This is a genomic window from Bradyrhizobium sp. USDA 4504 (assembly GCF_054063995.1).
In genome coordinates this window covers 1,708,279-1,723,976 of record NZ_JBSSGV010000001.1, presented here as the reverse complement: position 1 = coordinate 1,723,976, position 15,698 = coordinate 1,708,279, and the positions used below count along the sequence as shown (strand labels likewise).

Sequence of the window (15,698 nt, the reverse complement as noted above, 5' to 3'; positions counted from 1 at the left end):
TAAGACCCCGTAAATGCTTGGCCTTTCCTCGACGCTCTCACGAGCTCTTGCGCCAAACACGGTGAATGCCCGGTTGCTTCAGGCCGAGGCAGCTTCGGCGCGAAAGGAAGCGCAGCGCTGCGTCGTCGGGGACAAATGGACGCCTCGTCCGCCGCCACTGCCGTTTGATTGCCAGCTAGTGCTGCAAAGCCGCCGCAGCGGACTTGTCAGTCTTGGCCTCGGACTTGGCCTCAATCTTGGCCGCGCTACCGTCGTCGCAGTCGCCGATCCTTGTCGCGACGACCGTGTCGGTCCGGGGATGCTCTCCGGTGCTGATCTCGTTCAGCTCGGTATAGGCCTCGTCGCTGCGCACGGTGATGACGGTGCTGACTGTCCCCATGTAATCGCAGCGGTGTCCGAAGGTGTATTGATTACCGACCTTCTCCGGCTTGTCCGAGACGCAGCTTCCGATCGATCCCGAGGCAAAGGTCGCCTTCATGGCGTGGGTCGGGTCGACGCAGCGCGTCGTCTCCGCGTTGACCATCCGATACTTGAAGTTCTTGTTGGCCGTCCTGACCACATCGAGCGTTCGCACGAAGCGCCACAGACCTTTGCGGAAGCTCGGGCCAGAAAAGGCTTGATCGCCCTGAGCCGGCTGCGCCGCCGCTGCCCGGCCGTTCGCCGGTTGAGGAGCCTGAGTCTGTGCATGAGCTGCCAGCGCAGGCAATGAGACAATCATCAGGGTCAGTAGCGAACGTGCAATGCCACCACGGAAGTCCATTCCCACCCCCGATGTCCGTCCGAATGCGTTCGTGATGCGATCCGGTCAGCGCATTGAAGCAATCTCCGGAACACGACTCAATACATCACACCACTTGCAGGGCGAATTGTGGCCAGTAAAGGCGCATTAACGCTACCGGGCAGCTTGCAGCCGAATTCAGACTTACTGCAGCAAACTTGCAACACCTGACACGCCATTCGCGATGGCGCCGGCCGATCTCCCCCGCACCGCATTGGGCAGAGAGGTTTGACCTCAGAGGTTTTTTTTGCTCATTTAGCGCGAGATATTTTCTTCAATTACTTAGCCTATCGCTGGACGAGGGGGCACTGATGCGTATTCGGTTTGGCTACACGGTCGCAGGCATTTTGGCGTTGGGTGCAACGTCGTTCGGCAGCTCCGGGCCGGCGGCGGCAGCGGACCTTGGCCTGGTCACAAAAGCACCGGTCGGCACCTGCACCGAGATCGTCTTCACCTGCGAGAACGGCCATCAATATCCGCTGTGCCCGCGCGCTGTGTCGGTCGAGGGCGAAGTGGTCACGGCCTCCCTGCTCACCGGCCGTGGCGGCATCCATGTGCGGCACGTTCCGATGGGCGTCGGCTATCGCTATGCGGGCCGCGGCGTCTGGCTGGACGGCTTCCGGGAAAACGCGCTGCTCAACTTCGGCAAGCGCCACCAGGTGGCGTGCACCATCGCGCATTCATGAGGGCGCGCTCTGCGTCGCTGCAACGGGCGTGACGCAGAGCACCTCAAGCAGCCGAACTCTCCTCACCCCTTGGTGCGGAGCACGACGCGCGACGAGCGCGAGAACATATACGCCTTCGGATTGACGTAGACCGGGCAGTAGTCCTGCCACTGGTACAGCTGCCAATTCCATTTCCAGCAGCCCGATACGATCTGGGGCTCTTGCACGTAGTCCAGCCGGTACGGCGGATCGCCAAACGGATAGTAGTCGCCGCATCGCGCCGCCGTCGAAGACAGAACGACGATTGAAGCGGCCGCGGCAATGATCACGGAAAATGACTTGTTCATAACGCCCCTCGATCGAATGACGTGACCGCACGAGAGTGCCAAATCCGCCGGTCGTTATCAAGGTGCCGGCCGCCTGCCCGAGACGCCAACCGGCCGCCTACACCGCGCGATTCTGCGTCGGCGCGCGGCCGCCGCCGTCGGCGACCAGCACCGCGCCGGTCACGAAGGACGCCTCGTCGGAGGCCAGAAACAGGCAGCACGCGGCGATCTCGGCGGGCTCGGCCATCCGTCCCAGGGCAATGCGTCGTTCGACGCCGCGAATCTCGGCATCGACAGTGGTGCCGTTCTGGTCCGCAAGCAGCTGCATTTCATGGGCGCTCATCGGCGTGCGCACCCAGCCCGGCGCCACCGCATTGGCGCGGATGCCGTCGGCGCCGTGCGCGTAGGCCAGCGAGCGCGTATAGGCGACGACGGCCGCCTTGCTGGCGGCGTAGCTTGCGCTGTCCGGGCTGGCATTGAACGCGGCAACCGAGGCGACGTTCACGATCGCGCCGCCGCGCTGCCGGAGCAGCGGCAGCGATGCCCGGCAGACCCGCATGGTCCCCGTGAGGTTGACATCGAGCGTCCTGACCCAGACCTCGTCGGAGACGCTGGCGGGCTGATCCGGCACGATCAGACCTGCGGCGTTGACCACGATGTCGAGCCACGCCCCGCAGGCGGCGACGGCGTTGGCGATGTCGTCCGGACGCGTGACGTCGCCATGGACCGCCTGCCCTCCGCACTCCGCCGCGGCGGTCTGGAGCTCTGCCTCACCGAGCCCGAACAGCACGACGCGCGCGCCGCTCAACGCCAGCAGCGCCGCCGTCGCCCGGCCGATCCCCGTGGCTGCGCCGGTCACCAGCGCCGTCTTTCCGTCGAGCCGCGGCATCAGGGCATGATCGGGAAAAGTGGAAACCGTTTTTCCGAAAAGACCATGCTCATCTAGACTCCCCACTGCCGTTCGACGGCAAATCCGGTCTCCGGCAGCGTCGAGCCGCCATCGACGACGATGGTCTGCCCGGTGACGTATTTGGCCTCGGTGGAGGCGAGATAGAGCATCGCGCAGGCGATGTCGTCGGCGCTACCCATGTGCCCCATCGGAATGAAGCGCTCGAGCTTCGCCTTGTTCTCCGGCGCGCTCATGGTGCCGCGGCCCGGCTTTTCGATGAAGCCGGCCTCGACGCCGTTGACCGTGATGCCGTCGCGCGCGAGCTCGAAGGCGGCGCCGCGGATGAATGCGTTGACGCCGGCCTTCGCCGCCGAGTAATGCGCGCCGCCGCCCATCGCGACGCGCGCGGAGACCGAGGATGTCACGAGGATGCGCCCGAACCTGACGGCACGCATGTGCGGAATTGCGGCCTGCGCGAGCCAGATGCTGGCGTTGAGGTTAAGCGCCAGCGTGTCCTCAAGTTTGGCTTCGTCAAGCTCTTCAAGCGATGACCACGGACAGCCGCCGGCATTGTGCACGACGATATCGAGCCGGCCATATTGAGCAGCGACGCGATCGACCATCGCGCGCAAGCTACTGCGGTCCAGCCGGTCGAACGGGACGCAATAGGCCGCCCGTCCATCGGCCGTCAATTCGCGCGCCAACGCCTCGGCCACATCAAGCGTCCGGTTGGCGATCACCACGGTCGCGCCGGCCTCCGCGAGCCGTCTCACGATGGCGGCGCCGATCCCCCTGCCCCCGCCGGTGACGATGGCGATGCGGCCGTCAAGATTGAACGGAGGCACCTGCATCAGATCGCTCCTGCGCCGCGCAGCAAGTCGATGAACCGCGCCAACACCGCCGTGTGTGTGTCGACGTCGCGCGCGGACGTCGCCGGACACATCAGCAGCATGGTGTGGAACGGGGTCACCAGAATGCCCTCGTTGATGTAGAACGCATGCAGCAGGGTCTCGAGATCGGGTTGCCGGCCAGCAATGACGTCGGCGCCGCTGCGTGGCGGCTGCGGCATGAACATGATCTCGGCGCGCGCGCCGATCTGCGTGACGTGCCAGGGCAGACCGGCCGCCGCGATCAGCCGGCGCGCTTCCTGCGCAAGCCAGGTCGCGGTTCCGATCATCCGCTCGTAATTCGCAGAGGTCAGCACCTTCTCCAGCACCGCGCGCATGGTCGCGACCGTCAGCGCGTTGCCGGCAAGCGTGCCGCCGAATCCAAGATGCGCCGACTGCCGCTCGCGCGGATTGACGTGGGGAACGAGTTTCCAGAGCCGCTCGGCGATCTCCTGGCTGAGACCGAATACGCCGGCAGGGATGCCGCCCGCGATCGCCTTGCCCGCGACGAAGATGTCGGGCTCGAGTCCATGGCTCTTCGTGTAGCCACCCGGCCCGCAGGACAGCGTGTGGGTCTCGTCGATAATGAGGACGGTGCCGGCGCGGCGCGTCAGCTCCCGCAACGCTTGGTGAAAACCGGGATCGACCGGGATCATGCCGAAATTTGTCATCAGCGGCTCGGTCAGCACGCAGGCGACGTCGCCATGGGCAAGTGCCGCCTCAAGGCCCGCGACATCGTTGAACTCGACGACCCTGCTCACCGCATCATGATCGATGCCGTTGGGATGGATCATGTTGCGCAGGCCGACCCGGCCGTCGCGGATCTCGACATGCGCCTCCTCGACGCCGCCATGATAGCAGCCGGAGAACACCAGCACCTTGCGCCGGCCGGTGATCATACGCGAGATGCGGATCGCGGCACGGTTGGCGTCGGTCGCCGACGTCGTCAGCGTCCAGTATTTCGGGCCGAAGCGCCGCGACAGCTCAGCGCCGACCCAGATACTGTCTTCCGTCGGCAGCATCATGGTCGCGCCACGCTTGAGCTGAGCGAGCGCCGCCTCGGTCACCGCCTCGGGCGCGTGCCCACACATGCCGCCGGTGTCGCCAAGGCAGAAATCGATGTAGTCGCGTCCGTCGATATCCCTGATATGCGCGCCCTGCGCCTCCTCGGCATAGACAGGGAAGCCGCCGGCCCAGCGCCGCATCCAGTGCGACGGGCCGCCATAAAGATAATGCTGCCTTCCCTCCTGCCAGGCCGCGGCCGAGCGCGGGTGCAGCGCGCGAAAGCGCTCCTGCTCGGCATCGAGCAATCGGTTCAGAACGCCGGCGCGTTCGGCAGCCAAAGATGTCATAGCGCGATCCAGGCGGTCTTGAGGTCGGTATAGGCGTCGAGGGCGTGCAGCGACTTGTCGCGTCCGAAGCCGGATTGCTTGAAGCCGCCGAGCGGCACCGTGATGTCGGCGCCGCCATAGGCGTTGACGTGCACGACGCCGGCCTTGATGGCGCGCACCATACGATGCGCCGTCGACAGACTTGCGGTCCACACCGCCGACGCAAGTCCATAGGGGGTCGCATTGGCGAGCGCTGTGGCATCTTCCTCGCCCTCGAACCGCGTGACTGCGAGCACCGGGCCGAACACTTCCTCGCACCAGACCTGCATCGTAGGCGTCACCTCGGTGAGGATCGTAGGCGCCATGAAGTTGCCGCCGCTCTCGACGCGGATCCGCTCGCCGCCGATCAGCCGCTTCGCGCCCTCCGCTTCCGCATGGGCAACGGCATCCAGATTCTTGCCTAGCTGCGGTTTGCTCGCGATGGCGCCGATATCCGAGGTCAATTCGAGGGGATCGCCGACGCGGAGCTTCGCGGTGGCGTCAAGCAGCTCGGCCATGAAGCGATCATAGATCGAGGACTGCACCAGGAGCCGCGATCCGGCGACGCAGACCTGGCCGGAGTTTCGGAAGATCCCGCTCGCGGACACCTTGGCCGCATGCTTGATGTCGGGCACATTGGCGAACACGATGTTGGGCGACTTGCCGCCAAGCTCGAGATGGACGCGCTTCAAGTTCGATCGCGCCGAGCATTCCAGGAGACGCCGGCCCACCGCACCCGAGCCGGTGAAGGCAAGCACATCGACATCCATGTGCAGCGCGAGCGCTTCGCCGGCCGTTGCGCCGCGGCCGGTGACGACGTTGAGCACGCCGTCCGGCAACCCCGCCTCGGTCGCGAGTTCGGCAAGCCGCAACAGCGTCAGCGACGCCAGCTCCGGCGGCTTGACCACGACCGAATTTCCGGCGGCGAGCGCCGGGCCGATCTTCCACGCTCCGATCATCAGCGGGAAATTCCACGGCACGATCACGCCGACGACACCAAGCGGCTCGCGATGCACGAGCCCGAGCACATCGCCTGAGGTCGGCGCGATCTCGCCATAGACCTTGTCGATCGCCTCGGCGTAGTACCGGATGGTGCCGGCGGCCGAGAGCGGCTCGGCCTTGTAGGCCATGCTGATCTCGGTGCCGTTGTCGCGCACGCCGAGCACCGCAATCTCGAGCGCGTGCCGCTCGATGAGATCGGCGAACCGCAGCAACACCTTCTTGCGCTGCGCCGGCGCCGCACGCGACCAGCTGCCCTGCTCGAAGGCCTGCCGCGCATGTCTGACCGCGGCGTCGACATCGGCCACGTCGCCGTCAGCTATGCTGGTCAATACCTTGCCGTCGATCGGCGACACGACATCAAGCCGCGCCTCGCTGATCGCCGGCGCCGGCCGGCCGCCGATGAAGAGCTGCTGAGCCGGAATGACGGCCACGCGTAGTCGATCGATCTGGGCTTGCTGCATGCGAGACAATTATGACGATGACAAAGGCGGCTTCCGAGCGAGACCGCTGGCACCGCGCAATCCTCGCCAAATCAAGGCTTTGGCAGCAATCAACCGATAGGTGGATGTCACGGCAAGGCGCGCCCCCATAGCGTGATCGCACGATGGCCGAGCGCTCCGCCTGCGTTATCCAAACCGGTTGTCACCATCCCTTACGCCTGCCGGCGAGCCGAAGGTCATGCCTGAGATGACGCAGCCCCGCATTCTCCTGATCGGAACGGGAGACACCAAGGCCGACGAACTGCTGTTCATGAGCGAGTGCATCGCGCGCGCCGGTGGCCGAACCGTCATGATGGACATCAGCGTGCTCGGCGATCCGCCGTACCAGGCGGCACATGACAAGCACGCGGTGGCGGCCGCCGCACAGACCACGATCGAGGCGATCACATCGAGCGGCGACGAGAATTCCGCGATGTCACTGATGGCGGTCGGCGCCGCCAATCTGGCGCGCGCGCTCGCGGAGCGCGATGCCATCGACGGCGTGATCGCGATCGGCGGCACGATGGGCACCGACCTTGCGCTCGACGTCGCGCAGGCGCTGCCGCTCGGCCTGCCGAAGCTGATCGTCTCAACCGTCGCCTTCTCGCATCTGATCCCGCCCGAGCGCGTCGCCGCCGATCTGATGATGATCCTATGGGCCGGCGGTCTCTACGGCCTCAACGGCACCTGCACCGCCGTGCTGTCGCAAGCCTGCGGCGCGATCGTCGGCGCCGCCAGAAGCGCAATCAGGCCGCGCAAAGACCGGCCGGTCGTTGCGATCACCTCGCTCGGCAAGAGCTGCCTACGCTATATGGTCGAGCTCAAGCCGCAGCTCGAGCGGCGCGGCTACGAGGTGGTCGTCTTCCACACCACCGGCATGGGCGGCCGCGCGATGGAATCGATCGCCGCGCAAGGCGGCTTTGCCGCGGTGCTGGACCTCAGCCTGCAGGAGGTCGCCAACCAGCTCACTGGCTCGGTGGTCAATTCCGGCGCTGACAGGCTTGAGAATGCAGGCAGAGCCGGCATTCCACAGATCGTCGCGCCGGGGGCGATCGACATGGTCGACTTCCCGGCATGGCTTGGGGTTCCGAGCGAGCTGTCGGATCGTCCATTCCACGCGCATAACCGGCTGCTTGCGTCGGCAACGTCGGGATCCACCGATCGCCAACGGATCGCCCGCGCGATTGCCGGGAAACTGTCCCAGGCCAACGCTCCCGTTGCCTTCGTGCTGCCCGCCGGCGGCATCCAGCAATGGGATCGCGAAGGCGAAGCGTTGCACGATCCCGACGCCCTCGCCGCCTTCGTCGACGCCATGCGATCGGCGATCCAGGCGCCGGTCGAGCTGCACGAGATCAAGGATCACATCAACAGCGCCGCATTCAACGAAACGGTGCTCGGCATCTTCGACCGATGGGTCGCTGCCGGCATTGTCCCTCGCGGCCGCACCACGGCTGCCGCATGAGGAGGCCGCTTGCCCAGGCGCTGGTGCTCGACTTCGGCGGGGTAATCTCGAAGACATTGTTCGAGACCCACGACCTGACCGAGCGCACGCTCGGACTCGCCCCCTGCACACTGAAATGGCTCGGACCGTTCGCGCCCGACAGCGATCCGCTCTGGACGAGCATGCAGCTCGGCGAGATTTCGGAACGCGACTACTGGCTGACCCGCAGCCGCGAGGTCGGGCGCCTGGTCGGCGAGGACTGGCGCGACATGGAGACCTTCGTGAAACGCGCGCGCGGCGCCGATCCCGACACCGTGATCCGCCCCGAGGCAGCGCGCGCAATCACCCTCGCCGCCGATGCCGGGTACCGGCTCGCCATCCTCTCGAACGAGCTCGACCTGTTCTACGGCGCCGATTTCCGCAGCCGCCTCTCCATCCTCAAGCGCTTCGACACCATCGTCGATGCCACGCATACCGGAATCCTGAAACCCGACCCTCGCGCCTATCAAAGCGTGCTGGACGAACTGGCGCTGGAGGCAGACAATTGCGTCTTCGTCGACGACCAGCGCCGCAACATCGCAGGCGCCGCCGCATGCAACATGCGCACGGTGCTGTTCGATGTGCGCAATCCTGCCACGTCCTACAGCGAGGCGCTGCGGCATTTCGGGCTGCAGTTCGACTAAAGCGCTTTCGAGCGAAGCGGGTACCGGTTCGCGTGAAGAAAACGCGTCAAGACCAGAATCTGGAGCTCGGTCCCGATTCCATCGGAACGAAAAAGGCTCCAACCGGACAGGGAACGATCATGCGCGACAGAAACTTCCTGGTTGAGAACAACGCCAAGCCGATCTGGCACCCGATGGCTCATCCCGCCGAGATGCGGGCGCAGCCGCCGCGGATCGTGATGAAGGGCGAAGGCGTCGAAGTCACCGATATCGACGGCAAGAACGTGATCGATGCGGTCGGTGGATTGTGGAATGTCAATCTCGGCTACAGCTGCGATCCGATCAAGCAGGCGATCGCGGACCAGCTCAGCGCGCTGCCGTATTATTCGGGCTTCCGCGGCACCTCATCCGGCCCCTCGATCGAGCTCGCCTACGAGCTCACCGAATGGTTCAAGCCGGAAGGCATGGTGCGCGCTTTCTTCACCTCGGGCGGATCGGACTCGGTCGAGACCGCGCTACGGCTCGCGCGGCAATACTGGAAGATCAAGGGCCAGGCCGACCGCACCAAGTTCCTGGCGCTGAAGAAGGGCTACCACGGCACCCATTTCGGCGGCGCCTCCGTCAACGGCAACGCCAATTTCCGCCGCAACTACGAGCCGATGCTGCCCGGCGTGTTCCATATCCCCGCACCGTCGACCTATCGCAATCCCTTCAACGAGACCGATCCCGCAAAACTCGCGCAGCTGTGCGCGTCGGCGATGGAAGAGGAGATCGCGTTCCAGGGCGCCGACACCATCGCGGCCTTCATCATGGAACCGGTGCTCGGGGCCGGCGGCGTGATCGTGCCGCCGGACAGCTTCATGAAGCTGGCGCGCGAGATCTGCAACCGTCACGGCATCCTGATGATCGCGGACGAGGTCGTCACCGGTTTCGGGCGCACCGGCGCATGGTCGGGTTCGCGGCTCTGGGGCGTGAAACCCGACATGATGACGATGGCCAAGGCGATCACCTCGGGCTATTTCCCACTCGGCGCGACGCTGATCGGCGAGCAGGTTGCGGAAGCTTTCGAGGCCGACACGACCACGTTCGGCTCGATCGGCCACGGCTACACCTATTCCGGCCATCCGGTCGGCTGCGCCGCGGGCCTTGCGGCGCTCGCCGAGACCCGCCGCCTCAAGCTGGACGAGAATGCCGCCGCACGCGGCGAGGACCTTGCGCGGGCACTTGCCGCGCTCAAGGCGAAGCACACGCTGGTCGGCGACGTCAGAGGCAAGGGTTTGATGGCCGCACTCGAGCTGGTCGCCGATCGCGACAGCAAGAAGGCCGCCGACAAGAAGACGATGGCGAAGGTCGCCGATGCGGCCTACGAGGCCGGGGTGATGCTGCGCGTCTCCGGCAACAACCTGATCCTGTCCCCGCCCCTGATCCTGACGTCGGCCGACGTTCGGCGGATCGCCGAAGGAATCGACGCCGGCCTCTCAGCGGCCGGTTGACAGCACGCTGACGCAAGCCATGGCGCGCTCGAACAGCGCGCCATCCGCCTTGTCGCGGTCGAGGCAATCGGCCAGCGACGCGGCCGACATACTCTGGTCGGTGCAGAAGATGCGCATGAAATCGGCCGCCAGCGCGACCTTGCGCGGCGCGGATTGGCGCTCCCAGTCGCGGCTGCTCAGATAGAGCAAGGACGCATCGTCAATGCTGATTTCAGCCGCTGCGCCAGCAGCGGCCGGCCCTGTCGCGAGCAAAGCCAGCAGCGCGCCGGCCACCGCTCCGATGCAACGCGCGCGGCCGCTCATTTCGTCTCCCTGGCATTCACCATCGGCGGCACGTCGAGCGCGGGATTGCGATCGAAGAAGTTGAACGGACGCAGCCGGAAGCCATGCCACAGGCCGGGCATAACCGGCCAATCCTCGGCGCGCGGCACGTGGCGGAAGCCGACCGTGTACCACAGCACGAGGTCGCGGTCCTCGATCGGCCGCTTCGCCGCCGTCCATTTCGGCAGGCCGTCGACCTCGGGGTTTCCGTTCGGATACATGCCCGCGGCGTAGCGCTCGTTCTTGGCGTAGGCCGAGGTCCATAGCGTGTAGGCGCTGAAACCCGCGCGCAGCTGGATCGGATCGTCCTTGGCGAGCAGCGAGACGTCGGAGTGACCGGGCATCAGCTGATAGCTCGTGCGATAGCCGCGGCTGTTGGTCTTGCCTGTGCTCTCGATCCTGAACTGTGCCGCGTTCAGCGGCATGGTGATCGGCCCTTCGGTCGCAACCGGCCTGGTGTCGACCTGCCAGAGGCTCTTGCGCTGACCCTGCTCCAGCCGGCGGACATTGAAGCGATCCTCGACCAGCCGGTTCGAGGTGCCGTCGACGTCCATGTCGATCCGGAACGTCATGTAGTGATCGTGATTGACCGCGAGCAGCCGTTCGTCGACCAGCGTCCCAAAGGCGGTATCTTGCGCCGCCGTCGGGTCGCTCAGTGTCTTGCTCGCGACGCCCTTGGTCGCATCGATGCCGTAGGCGCCGAGCCGCACATCGATATTGCCGGCACGGTCGAACACGTAGTCCACCAGATAGTCGTAATTGCCGACCACCGGCGCCATCCGCACCACCAGCTCGTTGTTCGGCCGCACCTCGGCGGTGTTGTTGATCAGCTCGCTGTGGCGCCAGATCGGATCGCCGGTCGGGCGCTCGAAGATGCAGACCGCGCCCTTGGAAACGACCGGCGCACCCTTGGTATCCGAGATCGTCAGGTCGAGATAATGCGCGCCTTCGGGACAATCCGCGCCGCGCTGCAATTCGCTGGAGAGCACGCCAAAGCCATACTCACCGATGTCCATATAGGCGCGGAACGACCAGGTCGGCGCCGGATCCATATAGGGCACGAACATCTCGCTCGCCGAAATCTGGTAGGCGATGTCGCGAAGCGTGCCGTGGTCGTCGTAGCGGATCAGCGACAGCACGGCGCCGACACGCGGCTCGAGACGGACATGGAACGACCAGTTGTCCCAGTGGACCTGGCCGCCCTCCACCTTCACGTTGCTGCCTTCAGGCGCGGTGATTTCGATCGGCTTCGGTGGCTTGCGATATGTTCCGGAGTCGGCATAGGCGTGCGAGGGCGTCTGCGGCGGTGGCGGCACCACGCCGAGATCGGTCACCGACAGCACCGTTTTGCTCTTGAGATCGACCTGGGCGAACAGGTTCTCGATCGGCTTGCCCCAGAGATTGTTGGCGGCGCCCGTGGTGTCGACACAGGGAACGTTGAGCAGGCGGCGGCCTTTCAGGGCCGGGTCGCTCACCGGACCGACCGTCAGCGGCAGACACATGACGTTGCGGAAATCGGTGATGCCGCGCTTGGCCATCGCGGCGATCCAGCGCGGGTCCTGCTTCGGCAGATCGCCGGCGGAGATCAGCTCGTCGATGGTCAGCGCAGCCTCGTGATCCCTGACTTCCTGCCAGCCGATCAGGCTGCGCGCGGCGAGATCGACATGGGCCTCGTAGAGATGTGCGCCGCTCAGCAGCGTCGCGCTGGCCCGCCGCGTGAAGGGCTGTCCGGGCTTCCACGCCCGTACCTCGTCCTTGGGATCCTCCTCGACCGACATCGAGACGACCCGCGCCGAATCGTCGAGCTTGCCGGCGCCGCGCAGGATATCGGAGACCGAGCGGATTTCGTCGGTGGTGAGCCCGTCCATCGGGTGCGTTGCGGCCGCTTGCGGCCACATCCGCCGCTCGGCCTGCGCCGGCAGCGGCGCCGCCAATGTCGCGACCATCAGACCGGCCACTGCCCACACGCCATGCCTGAAAATCAGAGCCATTCCGCCCTCCACTCAAAGCCAGAACTGTCAGAATACAAGCAACGGTGGCGACGTGAAGGCTCGCTTCTTCATCCGGTAACCTGTTCCGACGCCGCCGGCAGGATCGCGGCGGCGGCCGGGCGTGGCGCGGCGCGGTGTACATCGAGCAGCCGCACGCCGAAGCGATCGCGCAAGGCCGGCCAGAGGCCGCGCGGCGCCACGATCATCACCACGACGGCGATGATGCCGAGCCCCACCAGATACCAGGCGCCGGATAGGCCGAGCGGTCCGGTCATCAGCTCGCGCAGGCCGAAGAAGATGATGACGCCGAGGATCGGGCCTTCCAGGGTTCCAATACCGCCGATGATCACGATAAACATCATGTAGACGGACCAGTTGACGTCGAAGGCCGCCAGCGGCGCGATGAACAGATTGCCCATGAAGCTGAGCGCGCCGGCAAGCCCACATCCCGCCGCCGAGAGCACGAAGGCGACGAAACGATTGTGCCGGACGTCAACGCCGACGCTCATCGCGGCAAGATCATTGTCGCGCACGCTCATCAGCCCGAGCCCGAAGCTCGACGTCATCATCCTGTACAGCGCCGCGATGGTGACGAGCGTCAGGCCGCCGGCGAGCCAGAACATCGTCGGCTCGAACCAGTCGAAATCGATCAGCTTGCTGGTCGCGAGCGGCACGCCCGACGTGCCGCCGACGGCCTGCGACTTCATTGTAAACGCGCCGATGATCTCGGCGAACACCCACATCGCGATCGAGAAATAGGCGTCGCGAAGCCGAAACAGCGGAAAGGCGATGATCGCCGCAACGGCGCCCGCCACCAGCGGCGCGACCGGCAGCACCCAGATCGGCGTGACCTCGAGCCAGCCCGAGGTCAGGAACAGCGCATAGGCGCCGAAGGCGATGAAGACCTGGTGGCCAAGCGAGACCAGCCCGGCATAGCCCGCCAGCAGGTTCCACATCTGCGCCATCGTCAGCAAGAGCAGGCACTCGGTCGCCAGCCGCAGAAAACCCTCGTTCAGCACGAAGGGCGCGCCGGCAATTGCGGCGACAAGCACGATGGCAGAGGCCATGAGAATTGTCCGTGTCGGCATCGGCATCACACCCTGCTCGACACGAGACCCGACGGGCGGATCAGCAGCATGATGAAGAACAGGAGGTGCGCATAGAGCAGCCCGGCATTCGGATCGATTTTCAGCCCGATCAATTGCGCCATGCCGAGCGCGATGCCGCCGAGCAGCGCGCCCCAGAACGAGCCGAGCCCGCCCAGCACCACGACCTCGAACGCGATCAGCAGCCGCTCGGCGCCCGAGAACGGCGTGAAGCTCGAACGCACCGCCAGCAGCACGCCGCCGATCGCGCCGAGCGCGAGCGACAGGCCCATGACATAGTTATAGACCCGGTCCGGCTTGACGCCGGACAGCCGGACGATATCGCGGCGGTCGGCGGTGGCGCGCACGATCCGGCCGAACTCGGTATGACGCAACACGAGCTGCAGCGCCATGAACAGCAGCGCGGCCAGCACCAGTGTCAGCAGCGGCATGATGCCGATATTGAGGCCCGCGATCTCGAGGCTGGCGCGCGAGAGCTCGCCGACCTGGAGGCTGCGCACGTCGGCGCCGAACACCTCGACCATCACGTTGCGCAGAATGACAGAAACGCCGAAGGTCAGCAGCAGCGGCGATAGCGGATCGGGCGAGGTCACCACCCGGTTGACGATGGCGGCCTGGTAGAGCCATCCGACCGCAAAGGACAGCGCGATCACTGGGATCAGCATCAAGAGGGGCGAGACCTGCGGAAACAGGTTGGCCAGCAGCACGGCGCAGAACGCGCTCAGCACCATGAACTCGCCATGGGCGATATTGACGACGCGCATCACGCCGAACACCAGCGCGAGCCCGATGCCGAGCAGCCCATAGAGCCCGCCGAGCAGAGCCCCGTTGATCAATGTCTCAACCCAGATCATGTCGTGCCAATCCTGGCTAGTTACCGAAATAGGCGTGCGTTAGCTGCTCCGGCTGCAACCCTTGCGCCGGGCCGGTCAGCGACACCCGCCCCTTCAACAGGCAATAGATCCGCTCCGAGGTCGCGAGCGCACGCTTGACGTCCTGCTCGACCAGCACGACCGCGGTGCCCTCGCGGCGGATGTCGGCAAAGGAGCGGTAGATCTGCTCGACCACGACCGGCGCGAGCCCGAGCGAGATCTCGTCGCACAGCAGGAGCCGCGGGTTCGACATCAGCGCGCGGCCGATCGCCGCCATTTGCTGCTGGCCGCCGGAGAGCTGGCCGGGAAACATCCGCCGCCGCTCCTCGAGGATCGGGAACAGGTCGAACACCCGCCGCAGGGTCCAGCTGCCTTTGCGTCGGTTGACGCTGCCCATCAAGAGGTTCTCCTCGATCGTCAGCGAGTCGAACAGCAGGCGGCCCTCGGGCACCATGATGAGGCCGAGCCGCGACACCTCTTCCGCCGGCATCTGCGAGATATCGATGCCGTCGAACTGCACGGCCCCGCGCCGCTCCTCGTTGAGACCGACCAGCGCCTTCAGGAACGTCGACTTGCCGGCGCCGTTGGCGCCGACCAGCGCCACCGCCTCGCCGTCCGCGACGGTGAAGTTCATGTCGAACACGGCTTGCAGATCGCCGTAGAAGATTTGCAGGCCGTTCACATCAAGCAACGCCATCGGCCTTCAATCCCATGTAGATCTCGCGCACCACGGCGCTGTCCATGACCTCGGCCGGCGGTCCCTCCAGCACCTTGCGGCCGAAATCGAGCACCAGGATGCGATCCGATACCGCGCGCAGCGCGTGAGGAATGTGCTCGATCCAGATCGTGGCATGGTCGGCCTTCACCGACTGGATGATGGCAACGAGGCGCTCGACCTCGGGCTCCGTGAGACCGGCCGCGATCTCGTCGAGCAGGATCAGTTTCGGCTTCGAGGCCAGCGCCTTGGCGAATTCCAGCCGCTTGCGGTCGATCAGCGGCAAGGCGCCCGCGAGCTTGTCCGCCTTGGCGTCGAGCCCGGTGCGCTGCAACACCTCCATGGTCCAGCTCGACGCCGCCTCGCCGGTGAGGCCGGCGCCGTAGGATGCCGCGACCAGCGCATTCTCATAGACCGACAGATGCGGGAACGGCTGCGGAATCTGGAACGCTCGCCCGAGCCCCATCCGCGCCCGGCGGTGCGGGGGCAGGCCTGATATCTCCCTGTCGTCGAGCATGATCGAGCCGCCGTCGGCGGTGAGCAGGCCGACGATCAGGTTGAGCAGCGAGCTCTTGCCGGCGCCGTTCGGGCCGATCACGCCGAGGCACTCGCCGCGCGCCAGCGCGAAGCTGACATTGTCGGCGACCACGATCTCGCCAAAGCGCTTCGACAGCCCGCTGACGAGCAGAAGCCGTGCCATC

At 65.8% G+C, this 15,698-nt stretch carries 16 protein-coding genes; 4 read left to right on the top strand and 12 right to left on the bottom strand.

What is annotated here, in order from left to right; translation table 11 throughout:
• Window positions 1-175: 175 nt before the first annotated feature.
• Window positions 176-760, bottom strand: coding sequence for a DUF3617 family protein (locus tag ACVMB1_RS07455; RefSeq protein WP_158074169.1), 585 nt, complete (start codon window positions 758-760; stop codon window positions 176-178).
• Window positions 761-1,089: 329 nt separating this feature from the next.
• On the opposite strand from ACVMB1_RS07455, the gene ACVMB1_RS07450 reads away from it, so the two are divergent.
• Window positions 1,090-1,464, top strand: a complete 375-nt coding sequence (locus ACVMB1_RS07450) for a hypothetical protein (RefSeq protein ID WP_141339930.1) — start codon at window positions 1,090-1,092, stop codon at window positions 1,462-1,464.
• Between the two features lie 62 nt (window positions 1,465-1,526).
• On the opposite strand, the gene ACVMB1_RS07445 is transcribed toward ACVMB1_RS07450, so the two are convergent.
• The 5 genes from ACVMB1_RS07445 to ACVMB1_RS07425 all read right to left on the bottom strand — a co-directional run bounded on the left by ACVMB1_RS07445 (window position 1,527) and on the right by ACVMB1_RS07425 (window position 6,378).
• Window positions 1,527-1,790 (bottom strand): hypothetical protein, encoded by a 264-nt coding sequence (locus ACVMB1_RS07445; protein WP_076826182.1) that lies wholly within the window; start codon window positions 1,788-1,790, stop codon window positions 1,527-1,529.
• 97 nt (window positions 1,791-1,887) lie between these two features.
• A complete protein-coding gene (locus ACVMB1_RS07440) occupies window positions 1,888-2,658 on the bottom strand; it encodes an SDR family NAD(P)-dependent oxidoreductase (RefSeq protein ID WP_456815938.1) in 771 nt (256 codons plus the stop codon).
• A 53-nt stretch (window positions 2,659-2,711) separates the two neighbouring features.
• Complete coding sequence (locus tag ACVMB1_RS07435) at window positions 2,712-3,509, bottom strand: SDR family oxidoreductase (RefSeq protein WP_168858924.1); 798 nt, start codon at window positions 3,507-3,509, stop codon at window positions 2,712-2,714.
• On the bottom strand, window positions 3,509-4,897 hold the full coding sequence (locus ACVMB1_RS07430) for a transaminase (RefSeq protein ID WP_456815937.1): 1,389 nt from the start codon (window positions 4,895-4,897) through the stop codon (window positions 3,509-3,511). Before ACVMB1_RS07430 ends, ACVMB1_RS07435 begins: the two co-directional genes overlap by 1 nt.
• Complete coding sequence (locus ACVMB1_RS07425) at window positions 4,894-6,378, bottom strand: aldehyde dehydrogenase (RefSeq protein ID WP_456815936.1); 1,485 nt, start codon at window positions 6,376-6,378, stop codon at window positions 4,894-4,896. Before ACVMB1_RS07425 ends, ACVMB1_RS07430 begins: the two co-directional genes overlap by 4 nt.
• Before the next feature lie 217 nt (window positions 6,379-6,595).
• Between ACVMB1_RS07425 and ACVMB1_RS07420 the strand changes: the two genes are divergently transcribed.
• The 3 genes from ACVMB1_RS07420 (at window position 6,596) to ACVMB1_RS07410 (ending at window position 9,992) form a co-directional block, all read left to right on the top strand.
• Window positions 6,596-7,858 carry a Tm-1-like ATP-binding domain-containing protein gene (locus ACVMB1_RS07420; protein ID WP_253624072.1) on the top strand — a complete coding sequence of 421 codons (1,263 nt, stop codon included), beginning with the start codon at window positions 6,596-6,598 and terminating at the stop codon, window positions 7,856-7,858.
• Complete coding sequence (locus ACVMB1_RS07415; RefSeq protein WP_253624073.1) at window positions 7,855-8,520, top strand: HAD family hydrolase; 666 nt, start codon at window positions 7,855-7,857, stop codon at window positions 8,518-8,520. The genes ACVMB1_RS07420 and ACVMB1_RS07415 overlap by 4 nt, the downstream gene beginning before the upstream one ends.
• Window positions 8,521-8,639: 119 nt before the next feature.
• Entirely contained in the window at window positions 8,640-9,992 is a 1,353-nt protein-coding gene (locus ACVMB1_RS07410; protein WP_456848360.1) for an aminotransferase class III-fold pyridoxal phosphate-dependent enzyme, read from the top strand.
• On the opposite strand, the gene ACVMB1_RS07405 is transcribed toward ACVMB1_RS07410, so the two are convergent.
• From ACVMB1_RS07405 to ACVMB1_RS07380, 6 genes are all read right to left on the bottom strand, one after another.
• Window positions 9,978-10,295, bottom strand: a complete 318-nt coding sequence (locus ACVMB1_RS07405) for a hypothetical protein (protein WP_141339924.1) — start codon at window positions 10,293-10,295, stop codon at window positions 9,978-9,980. The two genes, ACVMB1_RS07410 and ACVMB1_RS07405, sit on opposite strands and share 15 nt — an antisense overlap.
• Complete coding sequence (locus tag ACVMB1_RS07400) at window positions 10,292-12,304, bottom strand: copper amine oxidase (protein WP_456815935.1); 2,013 nt, start codon at window positions 12,302-12,304, stop codon at window positions 10,292-10,294. Before ACVMB1_RS07400 ends, ACVMB1_RS07405 begins: the two co-directional genes overlap by 4 nt.
• Window positions 12,305-12,372: 68 nt before the next feature.
• The gene (locus tag ACVMB1_RS07395; RefSeq protein WP_253624075.1) at window positions 12,373-13,371 is read right to left on the bottom strand and encodes a branched-chain amino acid ABC transporter permease; all 999 of its coding nucleotides are present in this window, start codon (window positions 13,369-13,371) and stop codon (window positions 12,373-12,375) included.
• A gap of 26 nt (window positions 13,372-13,397) precedes the next feature.
• Entirely contained in the window at window positions 13,398-14,264 is an 867-nt protein-coding gene (locus ACVMB1_RS07390) for a branched-chain amino acid ABC transporter permease (protein WP_057017060.1), read from the bottom strand.
• 16 nt (window positions 14,265-14,280) lie between these two features.
• Window positions 14,281-14,979: an ABC transporter ATP-binding protein gene (locus tag ACVMB1_RS07385; RefSeq protein WP_028331396.1), complete on the bottom strand. Its 699-nt coding sequence runs from the start codon at window positions 14,977-14,979 to the stop codon at window positions 14,281-14,283.
• Complete coding sequence (locus ACVMB1_RS07380) at window positions 14,966-15,697, bottom strand: ABC transporter ATP-binding protein (protein ID WP_253624076.1); 732 nt, start codon at window positions 15,695-15,697, stop codon at window positions 14,966-14,968. Before ACVMB1_RS07380 ends, ACVMB1_RS07385 begins: the two co-directional genes overlap by 14 nt.
• Window position 15,698 lies beyond the last annotated feature (1 nt).